Origin of the sequence: Streptomyces lomondensis (genome assembly GCF_014651035.1) — a bacterium.
GTDB classification, from domain to species: domain Bacteria; phylum Actinomycetota; class Actinomycetes; order Streptomycetales; family Streptomycetaceae; genus Streptomyces; species Streptomyces lomondensis.
The window spans coordinates 231962-253534 of sequence record NZ_BMWC01000011.1; the positions used below are offsets into that span (position 1 = coordinate 231962).

The following is a 21573-nucleotide window of genomic DNA, read 5'->3' on the forward strand; positions in this document are numbered from 1 at the left end:
GGGCCTCAGAAAGACTCAGGTGTTGGCGGCGCCATAGTGCAGGACGTCGTCCTGTGGAAGCAGGTATCCGATATCCCGCGTCTGCGGCAGCTTTCCCGCCAACGTCGACGCGTCGGCGCAGCCGGAGACCTCGAAGCCGATGACGCCGAGGCTGAAGGGGGCGCTCTTGAACGTCTCGGTTCCGATGGCAGCGAGCCAGTCGTCCAGGGCACCGGACCTGAAGAACGGCCGGCCGTCCCAGTACGCGACGTCCGCGTTGTCCAGCGCTCCCAGGGGGACGTAGAAGTCCAGCCAGTCGCTACTGTCGTCACCGCCGCGGATCGCCACGCAACCGCATACGACCAGCTGGCCGGTCGGCAGACGGACCTGACCGCGGAGATGGCCGTACTCGGTCAGAGAACCGACCGTGCACGGCACGGGGTCCTGCTCCTCGGGTTCACGGTCGCTCCGCCCGAAGCAGCCGTGAACGTCCGCGGCGGACCACAGGGCACGCAGGAGGGCCTCAAGCCGGGCGTCATCAGTCGACCCCACCTCGATGGCCAACTCGTAGTAACCACCGGACCAGTTGTTCTGGTCCCGGAAGGCAGCAGGGCTCGTCATGACGTGATCATGCCGCAGCGACCGGTGGGCTAGGCTGCGGCCATGACTACCGGGACGGCATCGCGCCGCACACGGATTGGTGACCCGGTGCTTTCCTGAGCGCCGCGCGGGCTCCGCCTCCGTCGTGTTGATCACAGGCTTCGGCACATCAACCACGACAGGAGAGTTCAATGCCCCTCAAGACGCTGCTGATTCCCACCGCGGACGGCCAGGCCGACGCCTTCGCCGCCTTCCCCGACCACGGCGAGCAGCATCCAGGCGTGCTGATGTACGCGGACGGCTTCGGCATCCGGCCCGTGCTGCGGGAGATGGCCCGCGAGCTGGCCGGGCACGGGTACTACGTGCTGGTCCCCAACCTGTTCTACCGGCACGGCCCGGCACCGGTGATCGACCTTCCCGCGCACATCGGAGAAGAGGTCCGGCCCGCGCTCATGGCCCAGTTGATGCCGCTGATCGAGGCGCACACCGCCGAACGCGTACTGCGTGACGCCGACGCCTACCTCGGGTTCCTCACCACCCAACCCGAGGTCGCCGCCGGTCCGGTCGCGGTGACCGGCTACTGCATAGGCGGCCTCCTGGCGGTGCGCACCGCCGCGGCCCACCCCGGCCGGGTGGCGGCCGTCGCCGCGTTCCATGGCCCCGTGGGCGCGGCCGGGCCCGGCACCCTCGCCGAGATCACCGCCCAGGTCCACTTCGGCCACGCCGAGAGCGACCTGACGCCCGAGGCCCTAGGCGAGCTCAACCGGGCCCTGGACGCCGCGCAGGTCGACTACACCTCCGAGATCTACCCCGGCACCGTGCACGGGTTCACCATGTCCGACACCGACGCCTTCGACCCGGCCGGACTGCAGCGCCACTGGGAGCGCCTGCTCCCCCTCCTCGACCGCACACTGGCCACCAGCTGAAGCTCCGGCCCGCGGAGTCAGGCCGAGACGGGAGGGGCCTCCGCCCACCACGGACGCCAGGTCTCTCCCTCGGGCAGGCGCGGGCGCGTTGCCGTCAGGTGGTCGCGGAGGGCGGCGAGGCCCGGGTGCGGGTTGTCCGGCCGGCAGAGCAGGGAGTGCGGGTAGACCGGCGTCGGGTCCCGGAGCGGGACGAGCCGCAGGTCGTGGCCGACGGGCCAGACGTGCGGGGTCCGTTCGCTGAGGAAGGTCGCCACGGTCGGGGAGCCGGCGATCGTGTCGAGGAGCGCTTCGAGGCCGAAGTTGGGCCCGATGGTGTCGATGGTCGGCCCGAAGGCGGCGGCGAGTGCCTCGTAGTAGGCGTGCCACTCGGTGCCGGGCACGTTGCCCGGCATCCAGATCCGGTGCCCGGCCAGCTGGGCCGGGGTCACGGACTCCGCCCGGGCGAACTCGTGGTCGGGGCCGACGCACAGGTGCAGTGGCTCGTCGAGGACGGGGACGGCCTCGATGCCGTCGGGGAGCCGGTGTCCGGGCATGGTGACGGCCCGGAACGTGGCGTCGACGGCCCCGTCCCGGACAGCCGCCATGGCCGTATCCGCGTCGAACAGGGTGACGACGTCCAGCGGGATCTCGGGGTGCGCCCGGTGGAAGTCCTGTACCAGCCCCCCGGTGGCGGCCCGGCGGCCCACGACGTCCACCCGCAGCGCACGGTCGCCGGGGCGCACGGCGGCGACCGCCCGTTCCTCCGCCTGGAGCAGGACCCGGGCGTGCGGCAGGAGCGCCTGCCCGTCGATGGTGAGCTCCGCACCGCGCGGCGTACGGACGAGCAGCCGCACCCCGAGGTCCTTCTCCAGCGCGGCGATCCGCTTCGACACGGCCTGCTGCGTGAGGGACAGGTCCACGGCGGCCTTCTGGAACTGCCCGGAGTCGGCGATCGCGACGAAGGCCCGTACGGCTTTGAGGTCCACGGCGACAACCTAGCCAGACGCCCTCGCTAGACCCCGCCCCGCCCCCACCGCCGCCGCACCGGCTCCACCGCACACACCCCGCCCACCAGCACCGCCCCGGCCAGGACCACCGCCCACCGGTCGTGGGCCGCCGCCCAGCGGTCGTCCTCCACCGGGACGAACAGGGCCCAGCGCTTGGGCCAGAACAGCACGGCCAGGACCGCCGAGGTCAGCAGGCCCGCCGCCACCAGCGGCCCGGGCCGGGTGACATCGGTGAAGCGCACCGCGGCCGCCGCGCCGGTCACCGCCAGGACGAAGGCGGCCCCGGCCTCCAGCGTGAGGTCGGCGACCGGGGGCCGTACGTCCGGCGGCACGAGCAGGAGGGCCGACGTCCACCAGGCCGCCACGGCGGGCAGGACGAGGGCCACGCGCAGGGCGACGCGCAACGGGCGCGGGGCCGGCACGGTGGCCGTGGTGTGCCGGGCCGGGTCGTCCAGGAGGAAGACCAGGCCCATCGCGAAGGCCAGGACGGCGGCCCGCAGCAGGGGCAGGGACAGCCGTTCGCCCGTCTCGCCCGTCGTCCGCGTCAGCGCGGCGAGCAGCAGCCCCGCCACCCCGGCCGCGCCGACCAGGCGCCACGGCAGGGTCCGGCAGGCGGGGAGGACCAACGCCCTTGTCAGTCCAGGCACTTGTCGTCCCCCTCGGGTGCCGGCACGCCCAGCAGCTGCGCGGCCCGGGCCGCCGTCACCTTCGGCGAGGTCAGCTCGGCCCAGCGGTCCTTCACCCGGGCGGTGACCTCGCCCCGGGGCCGCTCGAACAGCGCGCGCAGCACCTCCGTCTGGGCCGCGGTCATGTACAGGCCGTCCGTCGGCTGGAGCACGGAGTCCGAGCCGGTCACGGTGTCGTTGAGGCGGACCCGGCGCAGTGCCGCCATCGGGTCGGACTCCCAGCCCAGGGCCAGCCACATGACGGTGACGATGCGGCCGTCGCAGATCGAGGTCGACGCCTTCTCGTTCCCCGCGACCAGCACTCCGGCGACGGCGGCGGAGAACTCGGGGACGCGGTTGCCGCCCCACTGGGTGCCCACGGTCACCTCGTGCGGACGCTCCAGGGGGGTCAGCGCGGCATCGCCGGTGAGGCCGTAGCGGGCGTCGACCCGCTGCCGTACGACGACGTCCTGCACCTGTGCGCGGCCACCGGCCAGGGACCGCACGCGGTCCACCACCCCGGCCCAGTCGTCGACCCGGGGCTGCCACTCGGGGAACGCGCAGTACGTCGACCCGTCCCGCCGGGCGCAGGACTGCACCTGCTCCGGGTCGAGCGTGGCCCGTTCACGAGCCCGGACCAGTTCGGGGGAGTCGCCGCGCGCCTGGGCCACCCCGCCCAGGAGTGTCATGGCCACCGCCCCGGCGACTCCGGCGACGACCACCGGCTTGCGTCCGCCCGCCATCAGTACCGCCAGCAGCCCCAGGCTCAGGGCCAGCCCGGCCAGGTACAGGGCGTGCCAGCCGGCGGGCCGGCCCAGCAGGTCGGACGGCAGCGTGTTGCTGGTCGACTCGACGACCACCGGCACCAGCCACCTCTCCCAGCCCTCGCCCGACCCCGTACCGAAGACGGACAGGAACAGGCAGAACACGACCAGCAGCGGCGCGGCGAGAGCCGACCTCACCAGCCCCGCGACCAGCAGCCCGGCCAGCCCGAACAGCAGCACGGTCAGCGGTCCCACGAGCAGTTCGCCCATCGAGCCGCGCCCGATCGCGCCGGGCCGGAGCGCCTCCCAGCCGAACTGCGCGGCCACGCACACCCCGGTGAGCAGGGCCGCGGCCACGACCGACAGCGCATGGGCGGCCGTACGCCGCCACGGCGGGAGGGCCAGCACCCCGAAGTGCTGTTCCGTGCCGTGCCGCCGCGAGCGCAGCGCGGCGTGGTTGACGCACAGCAGGACCGCGAGGCCGACCAGCATCGGCGCGGTCTGGGTGGCGCGGTCGGCGTCCTGGAGGGCCGGGTAGCCGCCCCAGGCCTTGCCGGAGCGCCACACGGTCCAGCCGAGGTACACGGCGAAGGCGAGGAGCACCGGCACCCTCGTCAGCAGCCGGCGCGTCTCGAACAGGGCCAGGGCCGCCACGGCCGCCCAGGATCCGCCGGGCTCGTCCCGTACGGTCGGTGGGGCGGCCGGCGTCCGCAGCACCGCGGTCATGCCGACACCTCCGCTCCGGCGCCGTCGAGCGTGAGCAGGTAGCCGTCCTCCAGGGTCGGTTCGAGCAGCTCGGCCCCGGCCGGCGGCTCCCCCACGTTGCGGAAGGTCCCGGTCCCCGTGCGCCACCCCGCCTTCGCGCCCGGATCGCGTTCCGTACTGCTCCACACCCGCCCCTCGGCCCGCGCGGTCAGCTCGGCCGGGGTGCCCTCGAACCGGACCCGGCCGCCGGCCATGACCAGGACCCGGTGGCAGAGCATCGCCACGTCCTCCGTCTGGTGGGTGGACAGCAGCACCGTGCGCCCCTCCCCGGCCCTCGCGATCAACTCCCGGAAACGCATCCGCTGTTCGGGGTCGAGACCGACGGTCGGCTCGTCCAGCACCAGGAACCCGGGGTCACCGACCAGGGCGGCCCCCAGGGCGACCCGCTGCCGCATCCCCCCGGACAGCTTGCGGATGCGCTTGCCGCGCACATCCGCGAGGCCGACCTCGTCGAGCACCCGCCGCACCTCCCGGTGCCGGGCGCCCCGGTCGGTCATCTCCTTCAGGATCGCCACGTAGTCGACGAACTCGAAGGCCGTGAAGTCCGGGTGGAACCCCGGCGTCTGCGGCAGGTAGCCCAGCCGGCGCCGTACCTCCTGGCGCCCCCGGGCGGTGGCCGGGTCGTGTCCGAGCACGGTGAAGGCGCCCCGGTCGGCGGGCCGGGCCGTGGCGAGCACCCGCAGCAGCGTGGTCTTTCCGGCGCCGTTGGGCCCGAGCAGTCCGGTGACGCCACCGGTCAGCCGCAGCGACACGTCGTCGAGGGCCCGGGTGCCGCCGTAGCGGAGGCAGAGCCCGGAGGCGGACACGGTGGTGGTCATACGGCACGTCCCTGGAAGAGGTCGAATCGGTCACGGAGCAGGAAGAGCAGCCCGGCGGCGAGCGCGGCGACCAGCGCCGCCACGCCCTGCCCGGCCGCGGTGAACGGCGCGAGCGGAGCGTCCGCCCCCGCCCGCAGCGCGTCGGCCGCCAGCAGCAGCCCGAGCCACGCCCCGCCCACCAGGGACGGCGCGAGCACCGGCCCCAGCCGGGGCGTCAGCGCGAGCCCGGTCGCGGTGAGCGCCAGCGCGGGCAGCAGCCAGGCCAGCGCGTGCAGCCCGTACGCGGGCAGCGCCAGCGTCGCCAGCCCGTTCAGCGCGAGCACGACGACCAGCACGGCCACCGTCCGGATCATCAGCAGCCGGAACCCGTGCATCGGCGCGACGACGGCCATCTCGTACGTCGGGTCCAGCGCGGGCCCGTACGACAGAGCCACCCCCGCCAGCGGCAGCAGCGGCGCGAGGGCCAGGAAGAGGGTGGGGAACTCCCCGCCCCGCACGGCATGCCCCGCGCCCACGCTCAGCAGCAGCACGGCGACCACGGCCCCGAGCCAGGACCGCCGCAGCACCGGCGCCGCCGCCAGCAGCCGCGCGGTGTGCCCGGCCACTCCGACCCGGACGAGCAGCGACTCCAGCAGCCCCGTCCGGGGCGCGTCCAGCTCGGCGTCGAGCCGCTCCCACCCCGCGTCGACAGCGACCGGGTCGGCGACCTCGGCCAGCACCCCGCGGCACTGCGCGCAGGAGGTCAGATGCGCGTCAGCGGACCAGAGCGCGGGCGCCTGGAGCTCGCCCCGCGCGTAGGCGATCAGATCGTCCTCGGGTACGTGCCAGCTCATGAGGTCACCTCCGGCCGCCGCAGCCGTTCCCGTCCGTGCCACCTCATGCCAGCGCCTCCCGCAACTGCTTCCGGGCCCGCATCGCCCGCGTCTTGACCGTCCCCGGCGGAATCCCGAGCAGGACGGCCGCCTCGCGGGTCGTCAGCCCGTCGATGACCGTCGCCTGCAGCACCGCCCGCAGCTCCGGCGACAGCCGCACCAGCGCCCCGGCGAGATCCCCGTGCTCCACCCCCGCGAGCACGCGCTCCTCCGCCGACGCCTCGTCCCGGTGCCGCAGCCGCGCCAGGGCTGCCGCAGCCGCCCCCGCGCCCCGTCCCCCCGCAGCGCGTCCACCAGCCGCCGCGACCCGATGCGCCACAGCCACCCGGCTGCGTCCGTGGAGTCGCCCTCCTGCCGGTAGCGGGCCTTGCCCCGCCACACCGCGAGGAACGTCTCCTGTACGACGTCGTCGACGACGCTCAGATCGGCGCACCGCCCCCGCAGCCGGGCCCGGAGCCACGGCGCGTACCGCCGGTACAGCTCCTCGAAGGCGCGCCGGTCGGCATCCGCGGCAACGGCCCGCAGCAGCTCCCCGTCGCTTCTCGTTTCGCTCACGTCTCCTCATCGGACCGCGCGGCGCGAACGGTTCACGAAAGCACGCTTGACTTTCCCCGGAGCCGTCCACAGCCTGTGGGCAGCCGCCCGCGGCCCGCCCCCGGCGGCGGTGGACGCCCGCGAGCCGCCCCCCGCTATCCCGCACGTCATGTCGCCGTAACCGTTCATTCAGACGAGCTTGCGACGCTCGGCCAATGAATCCCGCCGTGCCAGAGCCTTCGCCGCCCCAGCAGGGGCCTGAGGGAAACGGGAACACTCATGTGACACCCCCGCTCCCGCCCGCGCTCTCCGACGCGCCCGTGATGCTCGCGGCGCGGAAGAATGGGTCCATGAGCCAGCCGAACACCCAGGCACAGGTCCAGCACGCGCAGCCCTCCGTGGGCTCCATCGCGGCCCACCGCCCGCACACGGTCGCGGCAGCCGTCTCCGACCTGGAACCCGACATCGACGCCGACCTCGACGCGTACGAGGAGTCGCCGTACGACGGGCCCCAGCTGCCGCAGGGCCGCTTCCTCGACCGGGAGCGCAGCTGGCTCGCGTTCAACGAGCGTGTCCTCGAACTCGCCGAGGACCCGAACACGCCCCTGCTGGAGCGGGCCAACTTCCTCGCGATCTTCGCCAGCAACCTGGACGAGTTCTTCATGGTCCGGGTCGCCGGCCTGAAGCGCCGTATCGCCACCGGCGTGGCCACCCGCTCCGCCTCCGGCCTCCAGCCGCGCGAGGTGCTGGAGATGATCTGGGCCCGCTCCCGCGAGCTCATGGCCCGGCACGCCGCCTGCTACCACGAGGACGTCGCCCCCGCACTCGCGGAGGAGGGCATCCACCTGGTCCGCTGGAACGAGCTCCAGGAGAAGGAGCAGGCCCGCCTGTTCACCCTGTTCCGGCACCAGATCTTCCCCGTGCTGACCCCGCTGGCGGTCGACCCGGCGCATCCCTTCCCGTACATCTCCGGCCTGTCCCTGAACCTGGCCGTCGTCGTACGGAACCCGGTGACGGGCCACAAGCACTTCGCCCGCGTCAAGGTCCCACCGCTGCTGTCCCGCTTCCTGGAGAGCTCCCCGGGCCGCTACGTCCCCATCGAGGACATCATCGCCGCCCACCTGGAAGAGCTCTTCCCGGGCATGGAGGTGCTGGAGCACCACGCCTTCCGCCTCACCCGGAACGAGGACCTGGAGGTCGAGGAGGACGACGCCGAGAACCTGCTCCAGGCCCTGGAGAAGGAGCTCATGCGGCGCCGCTTCGGCCCGCCGGTGCGCCTGGAGGTCGAGGAGTCCATCGACCGCGAGGTCCTGGACCTCCTCGTGCGCGAGCTGAAGATCAGCGAGGCCGAGGTCTATCCGCTGCCGGGCCCGCTGGACCTCACGGGCCTGTTCCGGATCGCCTCCCTGGACCGGCCGGAGCTGAAGTACCGCAAGTTCGTCGCCGGCACCCACCGGGACCTCGCCGAGGTCGAGTCGGCGTCCGCGCCGGACATCTTCGCCGCCCTGCGCGAGCGGGACGTCCTGCTGCACCACCCCTACGACTCGTTCTCCACCTCCGTCCAGGCCTTCCTGGAGCAGGCGGCCGGCGACCCGGACGTCCTCGCGATCAAGCAGACCCTGTACCGCACCTCCGGCGACTCCCCGATAGTCGACGCGCTCATCGAGGCGGCCGAGTCCGGCAAGCAGGTCCTGGTCCTGGTCGAGATCAAGGCCCGCTTCGACGAGCACGCCAACATCAAGTGGGCCCGCAAGCTGGAGGAGGCCGGCTGCCACGTGGTCTACGGCCTGGTCGGCCTGAAGACCCACTGCAAGCTGTCGCTGGTGGTCCGCCAGGAGGGCGAGACGCTCCGCCGCTACAGCCACGTCGGCACCGGCAACTACCACCCGAAGACGGCCCGCCTCTACGAGGACCTCGGCCTGCTCACGGCCGACCCGCAGGTCGGCGCCGACCTCTCGGACCTCTTCAACCGCCTCTCCGGCTACTCCCGCCGGGAGACCTACCGCCGCCTGCTCGTCGCCCCCAAGTCGCTGCGCGACGGCCTGGTCGCGCGGATCGCCAAGGAGGTTCAGCACCACCGTGCCGGGCGGCCCGCGTACGTCCGTATCAAGGTCAACTCGATGGTCGACGAGGCCGTCATCGACGCCTGCTACCGCGCGGCCCAGGCGGGCGTGCCGGTCGACGTGTGGGTGCGCGGGATCTGCGCGCTGCGCCCGGGCGTGGCCGGCCTGTCGGAGAACATCCGGGTCCGCTCGATCCTCGGCCGCTTCCTGGAGCACTCCCGGGTGTTCGCCTTCGGCAACGGCGGCGAGCCCGAGGTGTGGATCGGCAGCGCCGACATGATGCACCGCAACCTCGACCGCCGGATAGAAGCCCTGGTCCGGGTCACCGACCCGGCCCACCGGGCGGCCCTGAACCGGCTGCTGGAGACCGGCATGTCCGGCTCCACCGCCTCCTGGCACCTCGGCCCGGACGGCGACTGGACCCGGCATGCGACCGATGCGGACGGCCAGCCCCTGCGCAACGTCCAGGAGATGCTCATAGACGCCCGGAGGCGCCGGCGTGGCACAGCGACACCTTGACCCGACGAACCCCATGGCCGGACCTGCCCCCACCGGTGACGCCCTCGCGGGCTACCTGCGGGCCCAGGCCACGGAGTTCCTCCGAGCGCTGCGCCTGCACCGCGAGACGGGGTCGGGGGCGAACGGCTCGGAGGGGTCCGTCGACGCGGCCCGCGCCCTGCGCCGCTCCGCCCGCCGCATCAGCGCCAGCCTGCACACGTTCCAGTCCCTGCTCGACCCGGACTGGTGCGAGGCCATGCGCCCGGAACTGGCCTGGGTCTCCGGAACCCTGGCGATGGAGCACGCGTACACGGCCCGCCTGGAACGCCTGCTGTCGGCGTTGCACCGCTTGTCGGGTTCTACGGCGTTCCCGGCACAGTCAGGCCCGGCTGCGGGCAGTCGTGCCGCTGGGGCGGCGCCCGTCCCGAAGACGGCGGCACCCAAGGCCGGTGCCCAGCCCAACCCGTCGGCCACACAGGAACGCGGCAACCTCACAGTAGGAGCAGCCAAAGCAGGCGCACTCTTGGACCGCCAACTGACCCTGGCCCGCACCCGAGCCCACTCCACAGCCCTACAGGCCCTGGGCAGCAGCCGCTTCCACGCCGTCGCCGACAAGGTCGCGGTCCTGGCCAGCGAGGTCCCCCTCACCACAACGGCCGCCGGCACCGACCTCCGCCCCCTCGCCACGGCAGCCGAAGAACGCCTCAGGGACGCCGTGTCCGCCCTGCCCCTCGTCACCGCCGGCAGCCCGTACAACGCCGCGGCGCTCGTCCACGGCCTGTCCCCGGACACGGTCCCGCATCCGCAGGACGCCCCGTGGCACCAGGTCCGCCTGCTGCTGCGCCTGCACCGCTACGCCCGCGAGGCGGTCCGGGGCGAGCCGAACGGCGACGCCGTTGTCGACCTGCGCCTGCTCTCCGCCGGCCAGGCCCTGAACCGCCACCGCGACGCCTCGGAGGCGGCGGCGGCAGCGGCCCAGGCGGCCCGCACCCCGCGCATCGCCCCGGCCACGGCGTACGCCCTCGGCGTGCTCCACGCCGACCAGCGGCACGAGGTGGAGGCGGCGCGCTTCGCGTTCCAGCAGTGCTGGCAGAAGGAGGTGGTGAGGACCCAGTGAGCGCCGGCTCCCCCGAGGACACCACCGTTCAGGCGGCCGGCTGCGTCCTGTGGCGTCACTCCCCGGCCACCGGCGAGCCGGAACTCTGCCTCGTCCACCGGCCGAAATACGACGACTGGTCCTTGCCCAAGGGCAAACTGAAGCGCGGCGAGGAGGCACTCGCCGGTGCGCTGCGTGAGGTGGCGGAGGAGACGGGCTGCCGGGCCGTGCCGGGCGCCGAGCTGCCGACCCAGCGTTACCTGGCGAACGGCCGCCCCAAGCAGGTGCGCTACTGGGCGGCCGAGGCCATATCCTGCGCTTTTGCCCCTACCGACGAGGTGGACCGGGTCCTGTGGCTGGCGCCGGCCGCCGCCCGCGCCCGCCTCACCCAACCCCACGACCGCCCCCTGGTCGACGCGCTGATCGCCGTACTGGGCCTGCCACGCACGGCCGGCTGACCGGACGGCACCGGTTCGTCCGCCAAGCGGAATGCCGACGTGCTCTCCCCGTAAGCATTCCGTGACCTAACCAGGCCTTAGGCAGGGGTTCACCCCTCGTTCATTTGCGGCCATCGGCGCCTTCACCTGATCTGCCTAATTTCAGCCTTAACGACGTGAGCCGCTCCCGGCCGGGTGCGGCCGTGTCCTGCGTCACCCAGACTTCGCACGCCGCCGATCAGGACGGCGGCTCCTGGAAGGAACTCAAGTGAAGCTTCAGCGCATGAACCGGCGGGCCCTCGCTCTCGGTGCTCTCGCCGTCTCCGGCGCCCTGGCCCTCACGGCGTGCGGCTCCGACGAGACCGGCAACCCGGACGGAGGCTCCTCCAACGCCGCCGCGCCGAGCAACATCAAGTGCGACGACGCCTCGGGCCAGGTGCTCGCCGACGGTTCCTCCGCGCAGAAGAACGCCGTCGACGCGTGGGTCAAGCAGTTCTCGGCGGCCTGCAAGGTGGAGATCAACTACAAGGCCGGCGGTTCCGGCGCCGGTGTCACCGCGTTCACCCAGGGCCAGGTCCCGTGGGCCGGTTCGGACTCGGCTCTGAAGCCCGAAGAGGTCGAGGCCTCCAAGAAGGTCTGCTCCGGCGGCCAGGGCATCGACCTGCCGATGGTCGGCGGCCCGATCGCCGTCGGTTACAACGTCCCGGGTGTCGACAAGCTCGTCCTGGACGCCTCGACGATCGCCAAGATCTTCGACAGCAAGATCACCAACTGGAACGACCCGGCCATCGCGAAGCTGAACCCCGACGCGAAGCTGCCGAACCTCAAGATCCAGGCGTTCCACCGCTCGGACGAGTCCGGCACCACGGACAACTTCACCAAGTACCTGATCGCCACCGCCAAGAAGGACTTCCCCTACGAGGGCGGCAAGGCCTGGCAGGCCAAGGGCGGCCAGTCCGCTCCGCAGTCCTCCGGCGTCGCCGCGCAGGTCAAGCAGACCGCCGGCGCGATCGGCTACTTCGAGCTGTCGTACGCCAAGGACGGCATCAAGACCGTCGCCATCGACACCGGCGCCGCCGAGCCCGTCGAGGCGACCGTCGCCAACGCCACCAAGGCCATCGCCGACGCCAAGATCGTCGGCACCGGCAAGGACCTCGCCCTGAAGCTGAACTACGCCACCAAGGCCGACGGTGCCTACCCGATGGTCCTGGTGACGTACGAGATCGTCTGCGACAAGGGCAACAAGGCCGACACCCTGCCCGCCGTCAAGGCGTTCCTGCGCTACGCGGCCTCGGAGGACGGTCAGAAGATCCTCGCCGAGAACGACTACGCGCCCATGCCCGACGACATCATCGCCAAGGTTCGGACCACCGTCGAGAGCCTGAGCTGACCTGAGCGTGCGGCCCGGTCTCCCCGGCGGGACCGGGCCGCACCGTCCGGTGCACCGCCGCCAAGAGCCGCACAGCACGTGCGGTTCCGCAGACCGGAGAACCCGATGGACACCACACAGATAGCTGACGCACCTCCCCCCACCCCCCCGACGCCCACGGCCGAGCAGAAGCGCGCCGCCCGTGGAGCCACCCGCCCCGGGGACCGGATCTTCCTCGGTCTCTCGCGCGGCTCGGGCATCCTGCTGCTGGTGATCATGGCCGCGATCGCGGGCTTCCTCACCTACCGTGCCTCCCTCGCCATCAGCAAGGACGAGGGCAACTTCCTGACCACCTTCGAGTGGAACACCGGCGTCAACCCGCCGGTCTTCGGTATCGCGGTCCTGGCCTACGGCACGATCATCTCCTCGATCATCGCGATGATCATCGCGGTCCCGATCGCCGTCGCCATCGCGCTGTTCCTCACGCACTACGCCCCGCGCAGGCTGAGCGGTCCCATCGCCTACGTGATCGACCTGCTCGCCGCCGTGCCGTCCATCGTGTACGGCCTCTGGGGCGCCCTCGTGCTCGTGCCGTACATGAACGGCCTCTTCGGCTGGCTGAACGACTACCTCGGCTGGACCGGCATCTTCTCCTGGCAGAACGGCGCCCCGCGCTCCATGCTCACCGTGGGCATCCTGCTCGCGATCATGATCCTGCCGATCATCACCAACGTGAGCCGCGAGGTCTTCCGCCAGGTCCCGCAGATGCACGAGGAGGCGGCCCTGGCGCTCGGCGCCACCCGCTGGGAAGTGATCCGCATGGCGGTCCTCCCCTTCGGCCGCTCCGGCGTGATCTCCGCCTCGATGCTCGGCCTCGGCCGCGCCCTCGGCGAGACGATGGCCGTCGCCACCGTGCTCTCCCCGGACTTCCTGATCCACACCAGCCTGCTCGACCCGGGCGGCGGCACCTTCGCCCAGAACATCGCCAGCAAGTTCAGCGAGGCCACCGAGTTCGGCCGGGACGCGCTGATCGCCTCGGGCCTGGTCCTGTTCGTCATCACCCTGCTGGTCAACGGCGCGGCCCGCGCGATCATCGCCCGCCGCAAGGAGTACTCGGGGGCCAACGCATGAGCACCGCAACCACCGCCCCGAAGGCCGCCAGCACCCTGCGCGGCGCCCGGCTGCCCAAGTGGGCCCCGTGGGCCATCGCCGCCGGCTCCGTCGCCGCCGGCATCGGCATCAGCGTCGCCGCCGGCCTGCACAGCAACATCCAGTGGGCGCTGATCGCCGCGATCCTCTACATCCTGGGGACGTACGTCATCGCGGCCCGGGTCGAGAACCGCCGCCAGGCCACGGACCGCGTGGTCACCTCGCTGGTGTGGGTCGCGTTCCTGCTCGCCGTGGTGCCGCTGGCCTCCCTGGTGTGGTCGACCGTGCAGCGCGGCACGAAGGTCCTCGACGTCTACTTCCTGACCCACTCGATGGGCGTGGTCGCCGACTCGGAGACGGGCGGCGGCATCTACCACGCCATCCTCGGCACGCTGCAGCAGGTCGGCCTCGCCACACTGATCGCCGCGCCGGTCGGCGTGCTCACCGCGATCTACCTGGTGGAGTACGGCCGCGGCAACCTCGCCCGGGCCGTCACCTTCTTCGTCGACGTCATGACCGGCATCCCGTCGATCGTCGCCGGCCTGTTCATCCTCAGCCTCATGCTGATGTTCGACATGGAGCCCTTCGGCTTCGCCGGCTCGCTCGCCCTGGCGATCCTGATGATGCCGGTCGTCGTCCGCTCCACGGAGGAGATGCTCAAGCTCGTCCCGAACGAGCTGCGCGAGGCCTCGCTGGCGCTCGGCGTGCCCAAGTGGCGCACCATCCTGAAGGTGGTCCTGCCGACCTCGCTCGGCGGCATCACCACCGGCATCATGCTGTCCATCGCCCGCATCGCCGGTGAGACCGCGCCCGTGCTGCTGCTGGTGTTCGGCAGCAAGTTCATCAACGCCAACCCCTTCGAGGGTGCTCAGGCATCGCTCCCGCTGTACATCTACCAGCAGTACGGATCGGGCGAGGTCACGGCGTACGACCGCGCCTGGGCGGCATCGCTCACCCTGATCGCCTTCGTGATGATCCTCAACCTGGTGGCCCGCGGCATCGCCCGCTGGAAGGCCCCCAAGACCGGTCGCTGACGCGGCCATACAGCGACTGACTGAGTCTGGAAGTGAAGTAGTAATGGCCAAGCGAATCGACGTAAGCGGACTGACCGCCTACTACGGCTCCCACAAGGCGATCGAGGACATCTCGATGACCGTCGAGCCGCGCTCGGTGACGGCGTTCATCGGCCCGTCCGGCTGCGGCAAGTCGACGTTCCTGCGCACCCTGAACCGTATGCACGAGGTCACGGCGGGCGGCCGGGTCGAGGGCAAGGTGCTGCTGGACGACGAGGACCTCTACGGCACGGGCATCGACCCGGTGTCGGTCCGCCGTGAGGTCGGCATGGTGTTCCAGCGGCCGAACCCCTTCCCCACGATGTCGATCTTCGACAACGTGGCGGCGGGCCTGCGGCTGAACGGCAACTACAAGAAGAGCGAGCTGGCGGACGTCGTCGAGCGGTCGCTCAAGGGCGCGAACCTCTGGAACGAGGTCAAGGACCGCCTGAACAAGCCCGGCTCGGGTCTGTCGGGTGGTCAGCAGCAGCGTCTGTGCATCGCGCGAGCGATCGCGGTCGAGCCGAACGTCCTGCTCATGGACGAGCCCTGCTCGGCCCTGGACCCGATCTCCACCCTGGCGATCGAGGACCTGATCGGCGAGCTGAAGGAACGCTTCACGATCGTCATCGTGACGCACAACATGCAGCAGGCGGCGCGGGTCTCCGACCGCACGGCGTTCTTCAACCTGTCGGCGGTGGGCCAGCCCGGCAAGCTCGTCGAGATCGACGACACGGAGCGCATCTTCTCCAACCCGTCGGTCCAGGCCACGGAGGACTACATCTCCGGCCGCTTCGGCTGAGCCTCCCCCTGCCGAGACCCCTCGCGGTGCTGCATGGCGGTGCCACCGCGAGGCCGAAAAGGGCCCGCCCCCGGCTCCCGGGGGCGGGCCCGTTCGCGTCCGGACCGGGTTACAGGAACGCCAGGTTCACGAGCCCGTACGACGCCGCTGCCACCAGCGCGGCCGCCGGCATCGTGATGAACCACCCCAGGATGATGTTCTTGGCGACACCCCACCGCACGGCGTTCACCCGCTTCGTCGCCCCGACACCCATGATCGCCGACGTGATGACGTGCGTCGTGGAGATCGGCGCCTTGAACAGGAACGCCGTGGCGAACATGATCGACGCCCCCGTCGTCTCCGCCGCGAACCCCTGCGGCGGGTCCAGCTCGATGATCTTCCGCCCCAGCGTCCGCATGATCCGCCATCCACCGGCGTACGTCCCGAGCGACAGCATCACCGCACAGGCGACCTTCACCCAGACCGGGATCGGATCGCCGTACTCCTCGACATCCGCGATGACGAGCGCCATCACGACGATGCCCATCGTCTTCTGCGCGTCCTGAAGACCGTGACCCAGCGCCATACCGGCCGCCGACACGGTCTGCGCTATCCGGAACCCCCGCTTGGCCTTGTGCGGGTTGGCCTTCCGGAAGATCCACATGATCGCGGTCATCACCAGGTAACCGGCCAGCAGACCGACCACCGGGGAGATGAACATGGGGATGACGACCTTCTCCAGCACCCCGTGCCAGTAGACCGTCGTCCCGCCGGCCAGCGCCGCCCCCACCATGCCGCCGAACAGCGCGTGCGAGGAGGACGAGGGCAGCCCGAAGTACCAGGTGATCAGGTTCCAGACGATCGCGCCCACGAGCGCGGCGAAGAGGATCCCCATCCCCTTCGACCCGACGGGCGTCTGGATCAGCCCCTCACTGACGGTCTTGGCGACCCCGGAGCCCATGAACGCACCGGCGAGGTTCATCACCGCCGCCATCGCCAGCGCGGCCTTCGGCGTCAGGGCCCGCGTCGAGACGGACGTGGCGATCGCGTTCGCCGAATCGTGGAAGCCGTTGGTGTACGTGAAGAACAGCGCGACCGCGATGGTCACGACCAGAGCAAAGGTGTCCATGAAGGGCTCAGGACTCCTTGACGGCGATGGTCTCCACCGTGTTCGCCACGTGCTCGAACGCGTCCGCCGCTTCCTCCAGCACATCCACGATCTGCTTGAGCTTGAGCACCTCGATGGCGTCGTACTTGCCGTTGAAGAGGTGCGCCAGCAGCTTGCGGTGGATCTGGTCGGCCTGGTTCTCCAGCCGGTTGACCTCGATCCAGTACTCGGTGAGGTTCTCCATGGTCCGCAGATGCGGCATTGCTTCGGCCGTCAGTTCGGCAGCGCGCGCCAGTACCTCGATCTGCTGTTCGACGCCCTTGGGCAGTTCCTCGACGTTGTAGAGGACGACCAGGTCGACGGCCTCCTCCATGAAGTCCATGATGTCGTCGAGGGACGAGGCGAGGGAGTAGATGTCCTCGCGGTCGAACGGCGTGATGAACGAGGAGTTCAACTGGTGGAAGATCGCGTGCGTGGCGTCGTCACCTGCGTGTTCCGCTGCCCGCATACGCTCTGCGATCTCGGCCCGGGCGGATGCGTCCGCCCCGAGCAGTTCCATCAGGAGCTTCGAGCCCGTGACGATGTTGTCCGCGGAGGCGGCGAACATGTCGTAGAAGCTCGTCTCCCTGGGGGTCAGACGAAAGCGCACGTGGGGTCCTCGGGGTGCTTCGGTTTCGGTCAGGCTGATGCTAGGCGCATCATCCGGCCACGGCTATCGGGCCGCCCACCAGTGTCGCCCATCAGGCACCGTGATGAGCACGGGGGCGTTCCAGGGGCGGGATCCAGCCGTCGCGTACGCCTGTGTACGGCATCGGCCAACAGGCGTATACCCAGTAAAGTTCGGTACCATATACCCACTAGGGGTATATGTCGGCTAACCGCCCAGGAGGACGCGATGACGACCACCAAGGCCGGCGCGGGAGCGCCCTCCGACGGCACGGATGTCGCGAATGTCACGGAGGTCACCACCGCCACCGCGGACGTCGTGACCGATCACGACCACGGCGTGCACGGGTACCACAAGCAGAAGGACGAACACCTCAAACGCCTGCGCCGCATCGAGGGCCAGATCCGCGGCCTCCAGCGCATGGTCGACGAGGACGTCTACTGCATCGACATACTCACGCAGGTCTCCGCCTCCACCAAGGCCCTGCAGTCCTTCGCGCTCCAGTTGCTGGAGGAGCACCTGCGCCACTGCGTCGCCACAGCAGCCATTGAGAGCTCCGCTCAGGGCGCCCTCAAGGGCGGTGACGAGATCGACGCGAAGGTCAAGGAGGCGACGCAGGCGATCGCCCGCATGCTGCGGACGTGAGCGGGGCCCGGCTCAGCCTCCGGAGGCGTCCCGCTCCTCGGCCACCTTCAGCACCTCGTCGATGCTCTCCAGGCTGAGCCGCTCCTGGGCGGCCGAGGCCGCGATGATGAGCTCTCCGCACAGCTCGATCTCGGCGAGGGCCACGTGGTCCTGAACTGCCGTACCGCCGACCGGAGCCACGTGCATCACCTCGTCTCTGCCGTTACCGACTTCCTAGAGTAGGGAGCGGCCTACACACCGCGCATGGCACGGACGGGCTAGTTCGCGCCGGTCACTCCTCGGCGATCCGGCCCGCGTAGATGTCGCCGTCGTCCGGCAGCCGTACGCGCACCGAGGCCCCGAAATCGTAGAGCAGGGTGGTCGAGGCTACGGCGACGGGGCTCTTCTGCTGCCCGTTGAGGAAGCTGAACCGGTGGCGGACCTTGCGGATGCGGCCCTCGTCGTCGAGGTAGGCGTCGAACGGCACTTTCGCCGTGGCGAACCCTTTCGCCGCCGCGCTCAGGGACTGCGCGTTGCCGTCGGAGGCGCGCCGGGCGGCGTCGCCGAGGTCCGCCGTGCCCCGGTAGTGCCGCACTCCGGTGCCCGCGACCTCGGTCCTGCCCACGTACGTCGCCGACCGCGTCCCGCGCAGCACCTCGGCCGCCGCGAACGGATCGGTGGCCCCGCCGGTGACGAGGTTCCCGTCGGACAGGGTCCGCGTGTCCACCCGCACCCACTTGTCCGGGGGCACACCGGCGCCCCGGTTCTTCATGAACAGGGCACCCGGCGCGAGCAGTTCCGTGATGGGCCGGCGCTCGGCGGCCCCCGCGGGGTCCTGCGGCAGCAGCACCTTCAGCTGCCCGAGCCGCTTCCGGTAGTCGTAGACCCCCGCGCCCCGGATCGTCACCCGGGTTCCGCCGGCGGCCATCTCCATCGACGTACGGGCCTTCGAACTCCCCGCGTCCACCAGCCGTTCGGCGGCTCCGCGCAGCACGACGACCGGGTCCCCGCCGCGGGAGTCCCCGGCGACCGCGTCTCCTCCGGAGCACCCTCCGGCGCCCAGTGCCGCACCGGCCGCGACCCCGGCCGCGACGACCGCCGCACCCGTCCGCCTGTGCCGCCGTTCCCGCTGCCCAGTCATCGCCTGCCTACCCCCAGCCGGTACGTCCGTCACGGGCCCCCTTGTTGTTCCGGTTAACGACGGGTATGTGCCCCCGTCACGCGAGCGCGCCGCGCCCGCCCATACGAACCCTTTACCTGGAGTGGGTACCGTTGTCGCCGTGACGCAGCAGGACGGGCCGGCACCTCCCCCCAACCTCACGGAACACCGCACGACGACAAAGGAGAAGGGCCACTTCTGCATGGCCCACTGCACCTGCGGCTGGCGCGGCCCGGCGAGACGGGCCCGAAGCCTGGCCCGCTCGGACGCGGAGAAGCACGCGGGTCCGGCCTAGGGCCCTTCTGATGGATCTCCGCGGCACCCGGTTGCGTGGAACCCCGTACCCCGCCATCCCGTCTCCCACGACGGAACCACCGGGAGGCCCCATGGAACGGCGTACATTCCTCGCAACCGGCACGGCGGGCATCGCCGCAGCCGCAAGCCCGCTCATCACCGCCTGCACGACATCGGACACCGGCTCCAGGGCCACGGCCACCACGACCACGAGAACAGTCGCCGCCACCGCCAACTGGTCCGCCCTCGCCCGCGACCTGGACGGCCCCCTCATCCGCCCGGGCGACACCAGCTGGACGGCGGCCCGGCAGCTGTACAACACCCGGTTCGACGACCTGAAGCCCGCCGCCGTCGCGTACGTGGCCCACCCGGACGACATCCGCACGGCCCTGTCCTACGCCCGCGCCCACGCCCTGCGCGTGGCGATCCGCAACGGCGGCCACTCGTACGCCGGCTGGTCCTCGGGCAACGGCCGCCTGATCATCGACGTCTCGAAACTCAACCGCGTCCGGGCCTCCGGCAGCACCGCGGTCATCGGCGCCGGCGCCAAACTCATCGACGTCTACCGCGCCCTCACCGCGAAGGGCGTCACGATCCCCGCCGGCTCCTGCCCCACCGTCGGCGTCTCCGGCCTCACCCTCGGCGGCGGACACGGCGTGGTCTCCCGCGCGTACGGCCTGACCTGCGACAGCCTCACCCAGGCCACCCTGATCACCGCCGACGGCAAGCAGCTCACCGCGAACGCCCGCGAGCACCAGGACCTCTTCTGGGCCCTGCGCGGCGCCGGCAACGGCAACTTCGGCGTCGTGACGGAGCTGCACTTCAAGACCCACCCGGCCCCGCAGGGCGTCTCGGCCTACATGTCCTGGCCCTGGTCGAAGGCGGCCGCGGTGGTGAAGGCCTGGCAGGAGTGGGGCCCGTCACAGCCCGACGAGATCTGGTCGTCCCTGCACCTGGCGAGCGCCGCCGGCAGCACCCCGACCGTCTCGGTCTCGGCCTTCTCCCTCGGCACCTACGGCGAACTCCAGAACGCCGTCGACCGCCTGGCCGACCGCGTCGGCGGCCCGGCGCGCGGCGTCTCCCTGCGGCGCCGCTCGTACGAGGAGTCGATGGAGGTGTACGCCGGCTGCTCGTCGTTCCCGACGGACGCCCAGTGCCATCTGCCCGGCTCGACCCCGGGCCGTTCCCCGAAGGGCGCGCTGGGCCGCGAGACGTACGCCGCGGCGTCGGACTTCTTCGACCACTCCCTGTCCACGGCCGGAATCCGCGCCCTGCTGGGCCAGATCGGTGCGGTGCGCGGCGGCACGGGCAGCATCGCGCTCACCGCCCTGGGCGGAGCGGTCAACCGCGTCTCGCCGACGTCGACGGCGTTCGTGCACCGCCGCTCCCGCATGCTGGCCCAGTACATCGCCGCCTGGCGGCCGGGCACGAGCGGCGCCACGGCCCGCGACTGGCTGGCCGCCGCCCACAAGTCGATGCGGCCGCACGCCTCGGGCGCGGCGTACCAGAACTACACGGACCCGACCCTGACCGACTGGCGCAAGGCGTACTACGGCGACGCGGCGACCCGCCTGGCGAAACTGAAGAACCAGTACGACCCGACCCGCTTCTTCACCTACCCGCAAGCCCTGTGACGTGAGCCGGGTCGCTACGCGGCGAGGTCCCGCTCGGACGCCTCGGTCCGCTCACTGCGCGCCCCGGGAATCACCGAGTCCTGGTCCACGGGCCCTCTTCCCCGGGCCCGGATCAGCCACCCCACCCGCGGCGAGCGCTCGATCGCCGTCGTCACCGGCGTCAACAGGGCCATGGCCGGCGGCGAGAGCAGCAGCGCCACGGCCGTGCCGAGCGCGAAACCGCCCACGACATCGGTCGGGTAGTGCACGCCCATGTAGACGCGGATGAAGCCCCCGAACAGCGCCAGCACGAGCCCGGCCAGCCCGAACTTCCGGTTGGCGACGAACAGGCCGACCGCCAGGGCCATGACGATCGTCGCGTGGTCGCTGACGAAGGAGTAGTCGGTCTTGCCCTTGACGAGCACGTCGAGGCCCTGGTGGTCGAGGAACGGCCGGGGCCGCTCCACGAATCCCCGTATCGGCACGTTCACCAGCACGGCGATGCCCGCCGCCAGCGGGGCCCAGATCAGCGCCGCGACCGTGGACGCGGCGTCCTCGTCCCCGCGCCGGCGCACGGACCACCAGCACCACACCACGAGCAGCACGATGGCGAGCAGCAGCCCGTACTCGCCGACGTACTCCATGACGCGGTCGAGCCACGCCGGCGCGTCCTTGGCCAGGCCATTGATGTCGTAGAGCAGGTCGACGTCGGGGTTCGACCCGGATTCGGCGAGTCCAGCCATGGTGCTGCGGC

Annotated in this window: 22 protein-coding genes and 1 pseudogene; 11 read left to right on the top strand and 12 right to left on the bottom strand. The window is 71.5% G+C overall.

Annotated features, from left to right (window positions below; translation table 11 throughout):
* Positions 1 to 15 precede the first annotated feature (15 nt).
* The gene (locus IE255_RS31305) at positions 16 to 600 is read right to left on the bottom strand and encodes a hypothetical protein (protein ID WP_229906665.1); all 585 of its coding nucleotides are present in this window, start codon (positions 598 to 600) and stop codon (positions 16 to 18) included.
* A 170-nt stretch (positions 601 to 770) separates the two neighbouring features.
* Between IE255_RS31305 and IE255_RS31310 the strand changes: the two genes are divergently transcribed.
* Positions 771 to 1505: a dienelactone hydrolase family protein gene (locus IE255_RS31310; RefSeq protein WP_190053752.1), complete on the top strand. Its 735-nt coding sequence runs from the start codon at positions 771 to 773 to the stop codon at positions 1503 to 1505.
* 17 nt (positions 1506 to 1522) lie between these two features.
* Here IE255_RS31310 and IE255_RS31315 read toward each other — a convergent pair whose 3' ends face one another.
* The 6 genes and pseudogenes from IE255_RS31315 to IE255_RS31340 form a co-directional block, all read right to left on the bottom strand.
* Positions 1523 to 2470 carry a LysR family transcriptional regulator gene (locus IE255_RS31315; RefSeq protein ID WP_190053753.1) on the bottom strand — a complete coding sequence of 316 codons (948 nt, stop codon included), beginning with the start codon at positions 2468 to 2470 and terminating at the stop codon, positions 1523 to 1525.
* 26 nt (positions 2471 to 2496) lie between these two features.
* Entirely contained in the window at positions 2497 to 3138 is a 642-nt protein-coding gene (locus IE255_RS31320) for an ABC transporter (RefSeq protein WP_229906666.1), read from the bottom strand.
* Positions 3126 to 4646, bottom strand: coding sequence for an ABC transporter permease (locus tag IE255_RS31325; RefSeq protein WP_190053754.1), 1521 nt, complete (start codon positions 4644 to 4646; stop codon positions 3126 to 3128). Before IE255_RS31325 ends, IE255_RS31320 begins: the two co-directional genes overlap by 13 nt.
* A complete protein-coding gene (locus IE255_RS31330) occupies positions 4643 to 5503 on the bottom strand; it encodes an ABC transporter ATP-binding protein (protein WP_190053755.1) in 861 nt (286 codons plus the stop codon). The genes IE255_RS31325 and IE255_RS31330 overlap by 4 nt, the downstream gene beginning before the upstream one ends.
* A complete protein-coding gene (locus IE255_RS31335; RefSeq protein WP_190053756.1) occupies positions 5500 to 6336 on the bottom strand; it encodes a zf-HC2 domain-containing protein in 837 nt (278 codons plus the stop codon). The genes IE255_RS31330 and IE255_RS31335 overlap by 4 nt, the downstream gene beginning before the upstream one ends.
* A 43-nt stretch (positions 6337 to 6379) precedes the next feature.
* Positions 6380 to 6930: pseudogene (locus IE255_RS31340) on the bottom strand (RNA polymerase sigma factor).
* A gap of 194 nt (positions 6931 to 7124) precedes the next feature.
* On the opposite strand from IE255_RS31340, the gene IE255_RS31345 reads away from it, so the two are divergent.
* The 7 genes from IE255_RS31345 to pstB all read left to right on the top strand — a co-directional run bounded on the left by IE255_RS31345 (position 7125) and on the right by pstB (position 15375).
* Positions 7125 to 9491 (top strand): RNA degradosome polyphosphate kinase, encoded by a 2367-nt coding sequence (locus IE255_RS31345; RefSeq protein ID WP_190053757.1) that lies wholly within the window; start codon positions 7125 to 7127, stop codon positions 9489 to 9491.
* A complete protein-coding gene (locus tag IE255_RS31350) occupies positions 9472 to 10587 on the top strand; it encodes a CHAD domain-containing protein (RefSeq protein ID WP_190053758.1) in 1116 nt (371 codons plus the stop codon). Before IE255_RS31345 ends, IE255_RS31350 begins: the two co-directional genes overlap by 20 nt.
* Complete coding sequence (locus IE255_RS31355; RefSeq protein ID WP_190053759.1) at positions 10584 to 11024, top strand: NUDIX hydrolase; 441 nt, start codon at positions 10584 to 10586, stop codon at positions 11022 to 11024. Before IE255_RS31350 ends, IE255_RS31355 begins: the two co-directional genes overlap by 4 nt.
* A 247-nt stretch (positions 11025 to 11271) precedes the next feature.
* Positions 11272 to 12393 carry a phosphate ABC transporter substrate-binding protein PstS gene (pstS, locus tag IE255_RS31360; protein WP_190053760.1) on the top strand — a complete coding sequence of 374 codons (1122 nt, stop codon included), beginning with the start codon at positions 11272 to 11274 and terminating at the stop codon, positions 12391 to 12393.
* Positions 12394 to 12498: 105 nt separating this feature from the next.
* Positions 12499 to 13503: a phosphate ABC transporter permease subunit PstC gene (gene pstC, locus IE255_RS31365; RefSeq protein ID WP_190053761.1), complete on the top strand. Its 1005-nt coding sequence runs from the start codon at positions 12499 to 12501 to the stop codon at positions 13501 to 13503.
* A complete protein-coding gene (pstA, locus tag IE255_RS31370; protein ID WP_190053762.1) occupies positions 13500 to 14555 on the top strand; it encodes a phosphate ABC transporter permease PstA in 1056 nt (351 codons plus the stop codon). The genes pstC and pstA overlap by 4 nt, the downstream gene beginning before the upstream one ends.
* A gap of 43 nt (positions 14556 to 14598) precedes the next feature.
* Complete coding sequence (gene pstB, locus IE255_RS31375) at positions 14599 to 15375, top strand: phosphate ABC transporter ATP-binding protein PstB (protein WP_190053763.1); 777 nt, start codon at positions 14599 to 14601, stop codon at positions 15373 to 15375.
* A gap of 109 nt (positions 15376 to 15484) precedes the next feature.
* Here the strand turns inward: pstB and IE255_RS31380 are convergent, their stop codons facing one another.
* Both IE255_RS31380 and IE255_RS31385 read right to left on the bottom strand, forming a co-directional pair.
* A complete protein-coding gene (locus tag IE255_RS31380) occupies positions 15485 to 16483 on the bottom strand; it encodes an inorganic phosphate transporter (protein WP_190053764.1) in 999 nt (332 codons plus the stop codon).
* A 7-nt stretch (positions 16484 to 16490) separates the two neighbouring features.
* Positions 16491 to 17111 carry a DUF47 domain-containing protein gene (locus tag IE255_RS31385; RefSeq protein ID WP_020269925.1) on the bottom strand — a complete coding sequence of 207 codons (621 nt, stop codon included), beginning with the start codon at positions 17109 to 17111 and terminating at the stop codon, positions 16491 to 16493.
* Positions 17112 to 17357: 246 nt separating this feature from the next.
* Here IE255_RS31385 and IE255_RS31390 point away from each other — a divergent pair, with 246 nt between their 5' ends.
* Positions 17358 to 17774 (top strand): metal-sensitive transcriptional regulator, encoded by a 417-nt coding sequence (locus tag IE255_RS31390; protein ID WP_190053765.1) that lies wholly within the window; start codon positions 17358 to 17360, stop codon positions 17772 to 17774.
* A 12-nt stretch (positions 17775 to 17786) separates the two neighbouring features.
* Here the strand turns inward: IE255_RS31390 and IE255_RS31395 are convergent, their stop codons facing one another.
* The gene (locus IE255_RS31395) at positions 17787 to 17954 is read right to left on the bottom strand and encodes a hypothetical protein (protein WP_167545762.1); all 168 of its coding nucleotides are present in this window, start codon (positions 17952 to 17954) and stop codon (positions 17787 to 17789) included.
* Positions 17955 to 18045: 91 nt separating this feature from the next.
* Positions 18046 to 18894, bottom strand: coding sequence for an SCO4651 family lipoprotein (locus tag IE255_RS31400; protein WP_190053766.1), 849 nt, complete (start codon positions 18892 to 18894; stop codon positions 18046 to 18048).
* A gap of 139 nt (positions 18895 to 19033) precedes the next feature.
* On the opposite strand from IE255_RS31400, the gene IE255_RS31405 reads away from it, so the two are divergent.
* Positions 19034 to 19207, top strand: coding sequence for a hypothetical protein (locus IE255_RS31405; RefSeq protein WP_190053767.1), 174 nt, complete (start codon positions 19034 to 19036; stop codon positions 19205 to 19207).
* Positions 19208 to 19298: 91 nt separating this feature from the next.
* Positions 19299 to 20840 carry an FAD-binding oxidoreductase gene (locus tag IE255_RS31410; protein WP_190053768.1) on the top strand — a complete coding sequence of 514 codons (1542 nt, stop codon included), beginning with the start codon at positions 19299 to 19301 and terminating at the stop codon, positions 20838 to 20840.
* Between the two features lie 14 nt (positions 20841 to 20854).
* On the opposite strand, the gene IE255_RS31415 is transcribed toward IE255_RS31410, so the two are convergent.
* Positions 20855 to 21562, bottom strand: a complete 708-nt coding sequence (locus tag IE255_RS31415; RefSeq protein WP_190053769.1) for a phosphatase PAP2 family protein — start codon at positions 21560 to 21562, stop codon at positions 20855 to 20857.
* Between the last annotated feature and the right edge of the window lie 11 nt (positions 21563 to 21573).

Excerpts from the sequence above, each read along its gene's own strand:
- IE255_RS31305 (WP_229906665.1), bottom strand. The coding sequence starts at position 600 with ATGACGAGCCCTGCTGCCTTCCGGGACCAGAACAACTGGTCCGGTGGT.
- IE255_RS31310 (WP_190053752.1), top strand. The coding sequence starts at position 771 with ATGCCCCTCAAGACGCTGCTGATTCCCACCGCGGACGGCCAGGCCGAC.
- IE255_RS31325 (WP_190053754.1), bottom strand. The coding sequence starts at position 4,646 with ATGACCGCGGTGCTGCGGACGCCGGCCGCCCCACCGACCGTACGGGAC.
- IE255_RS31330 (WP_190053755.1), bottom strand. The coding sequence starts at position 5,503 with ATGACCACCACCGTGTCCGCCTCCGGGCTCTGCCTCCGCTACGGCGGC.
- IE255_RS31335 (WP_190053756.1), bottom strand. The coding sequence starts at position 6,336 with ATGAGCTGGCACGTACCCGAGGACGATCTGATCGCCTACGCGCGGGGC.
- IE255_RS31345 (WP_190053757.1), top strand. The coding sequence starts at position 7,125 with ATGAATCCCGCCGTGCCAGAGCCTTCGCCGCCCCAGCAGGGGCCTGAG.
- pstC (WP_190053761.1), top strand. The coding sequence starts at position 12,499 with ATGGACACCACACAGATAGCTGACGCACCTCCCCCCACCCCCCCGACG.
- pstA (WP_190053762.1), top strand. The coding sequence starts at position 13,500 with ATGAGCACCGCAACCACCGCCCCGAAGGCCGCCAGCACCCTGCGCGGC.
- pstB (WP_190053763.1), top strand. The coding sequence starts at position 14,599 with ATGGCCAAGCGAATCGACGTAAGCGGACTGACCGCCTACTACGGCTCC.
- IE255_RS31380 (WP_190053764.1), bottom strand. The coding sequence starts at position 16,483 with ATGGACACCTTTGCTCTGGTCGTGACCATCGCGGTCGCGCTGTTCTTC.
- IE255_RS31390 (WP_190053765.1), top strand. The coding sequence starts at position 17,358 with ATGACGACCACCAAGGCCGGCGCGGGAGCGCCCTCCGACGGCACGGAT.
- IE255_RS31400 (WP_190053766.1), bottom strand. The coding sequence starts at position 18,894 with ATGACTGGGCAGCGGGAACGGCGGCACAGGCGGACGGGTGCGGCGGTC.
- IE255_RS31410 (WP_190053768.1), top strand. The coding sequence starts at position 19,299 with ATGGAACGGCGTACATTCCTCGCAACCGGCACGGCGGGCATCGCCGCA.
- IE255_RS31415 (WP_190053769.1), bottom strand. The coding sequence starts at position 21,562 with ATGGCTGGACTCGCCGAATCCGGGTCGAACCCCGACGTCGACCTGCTC.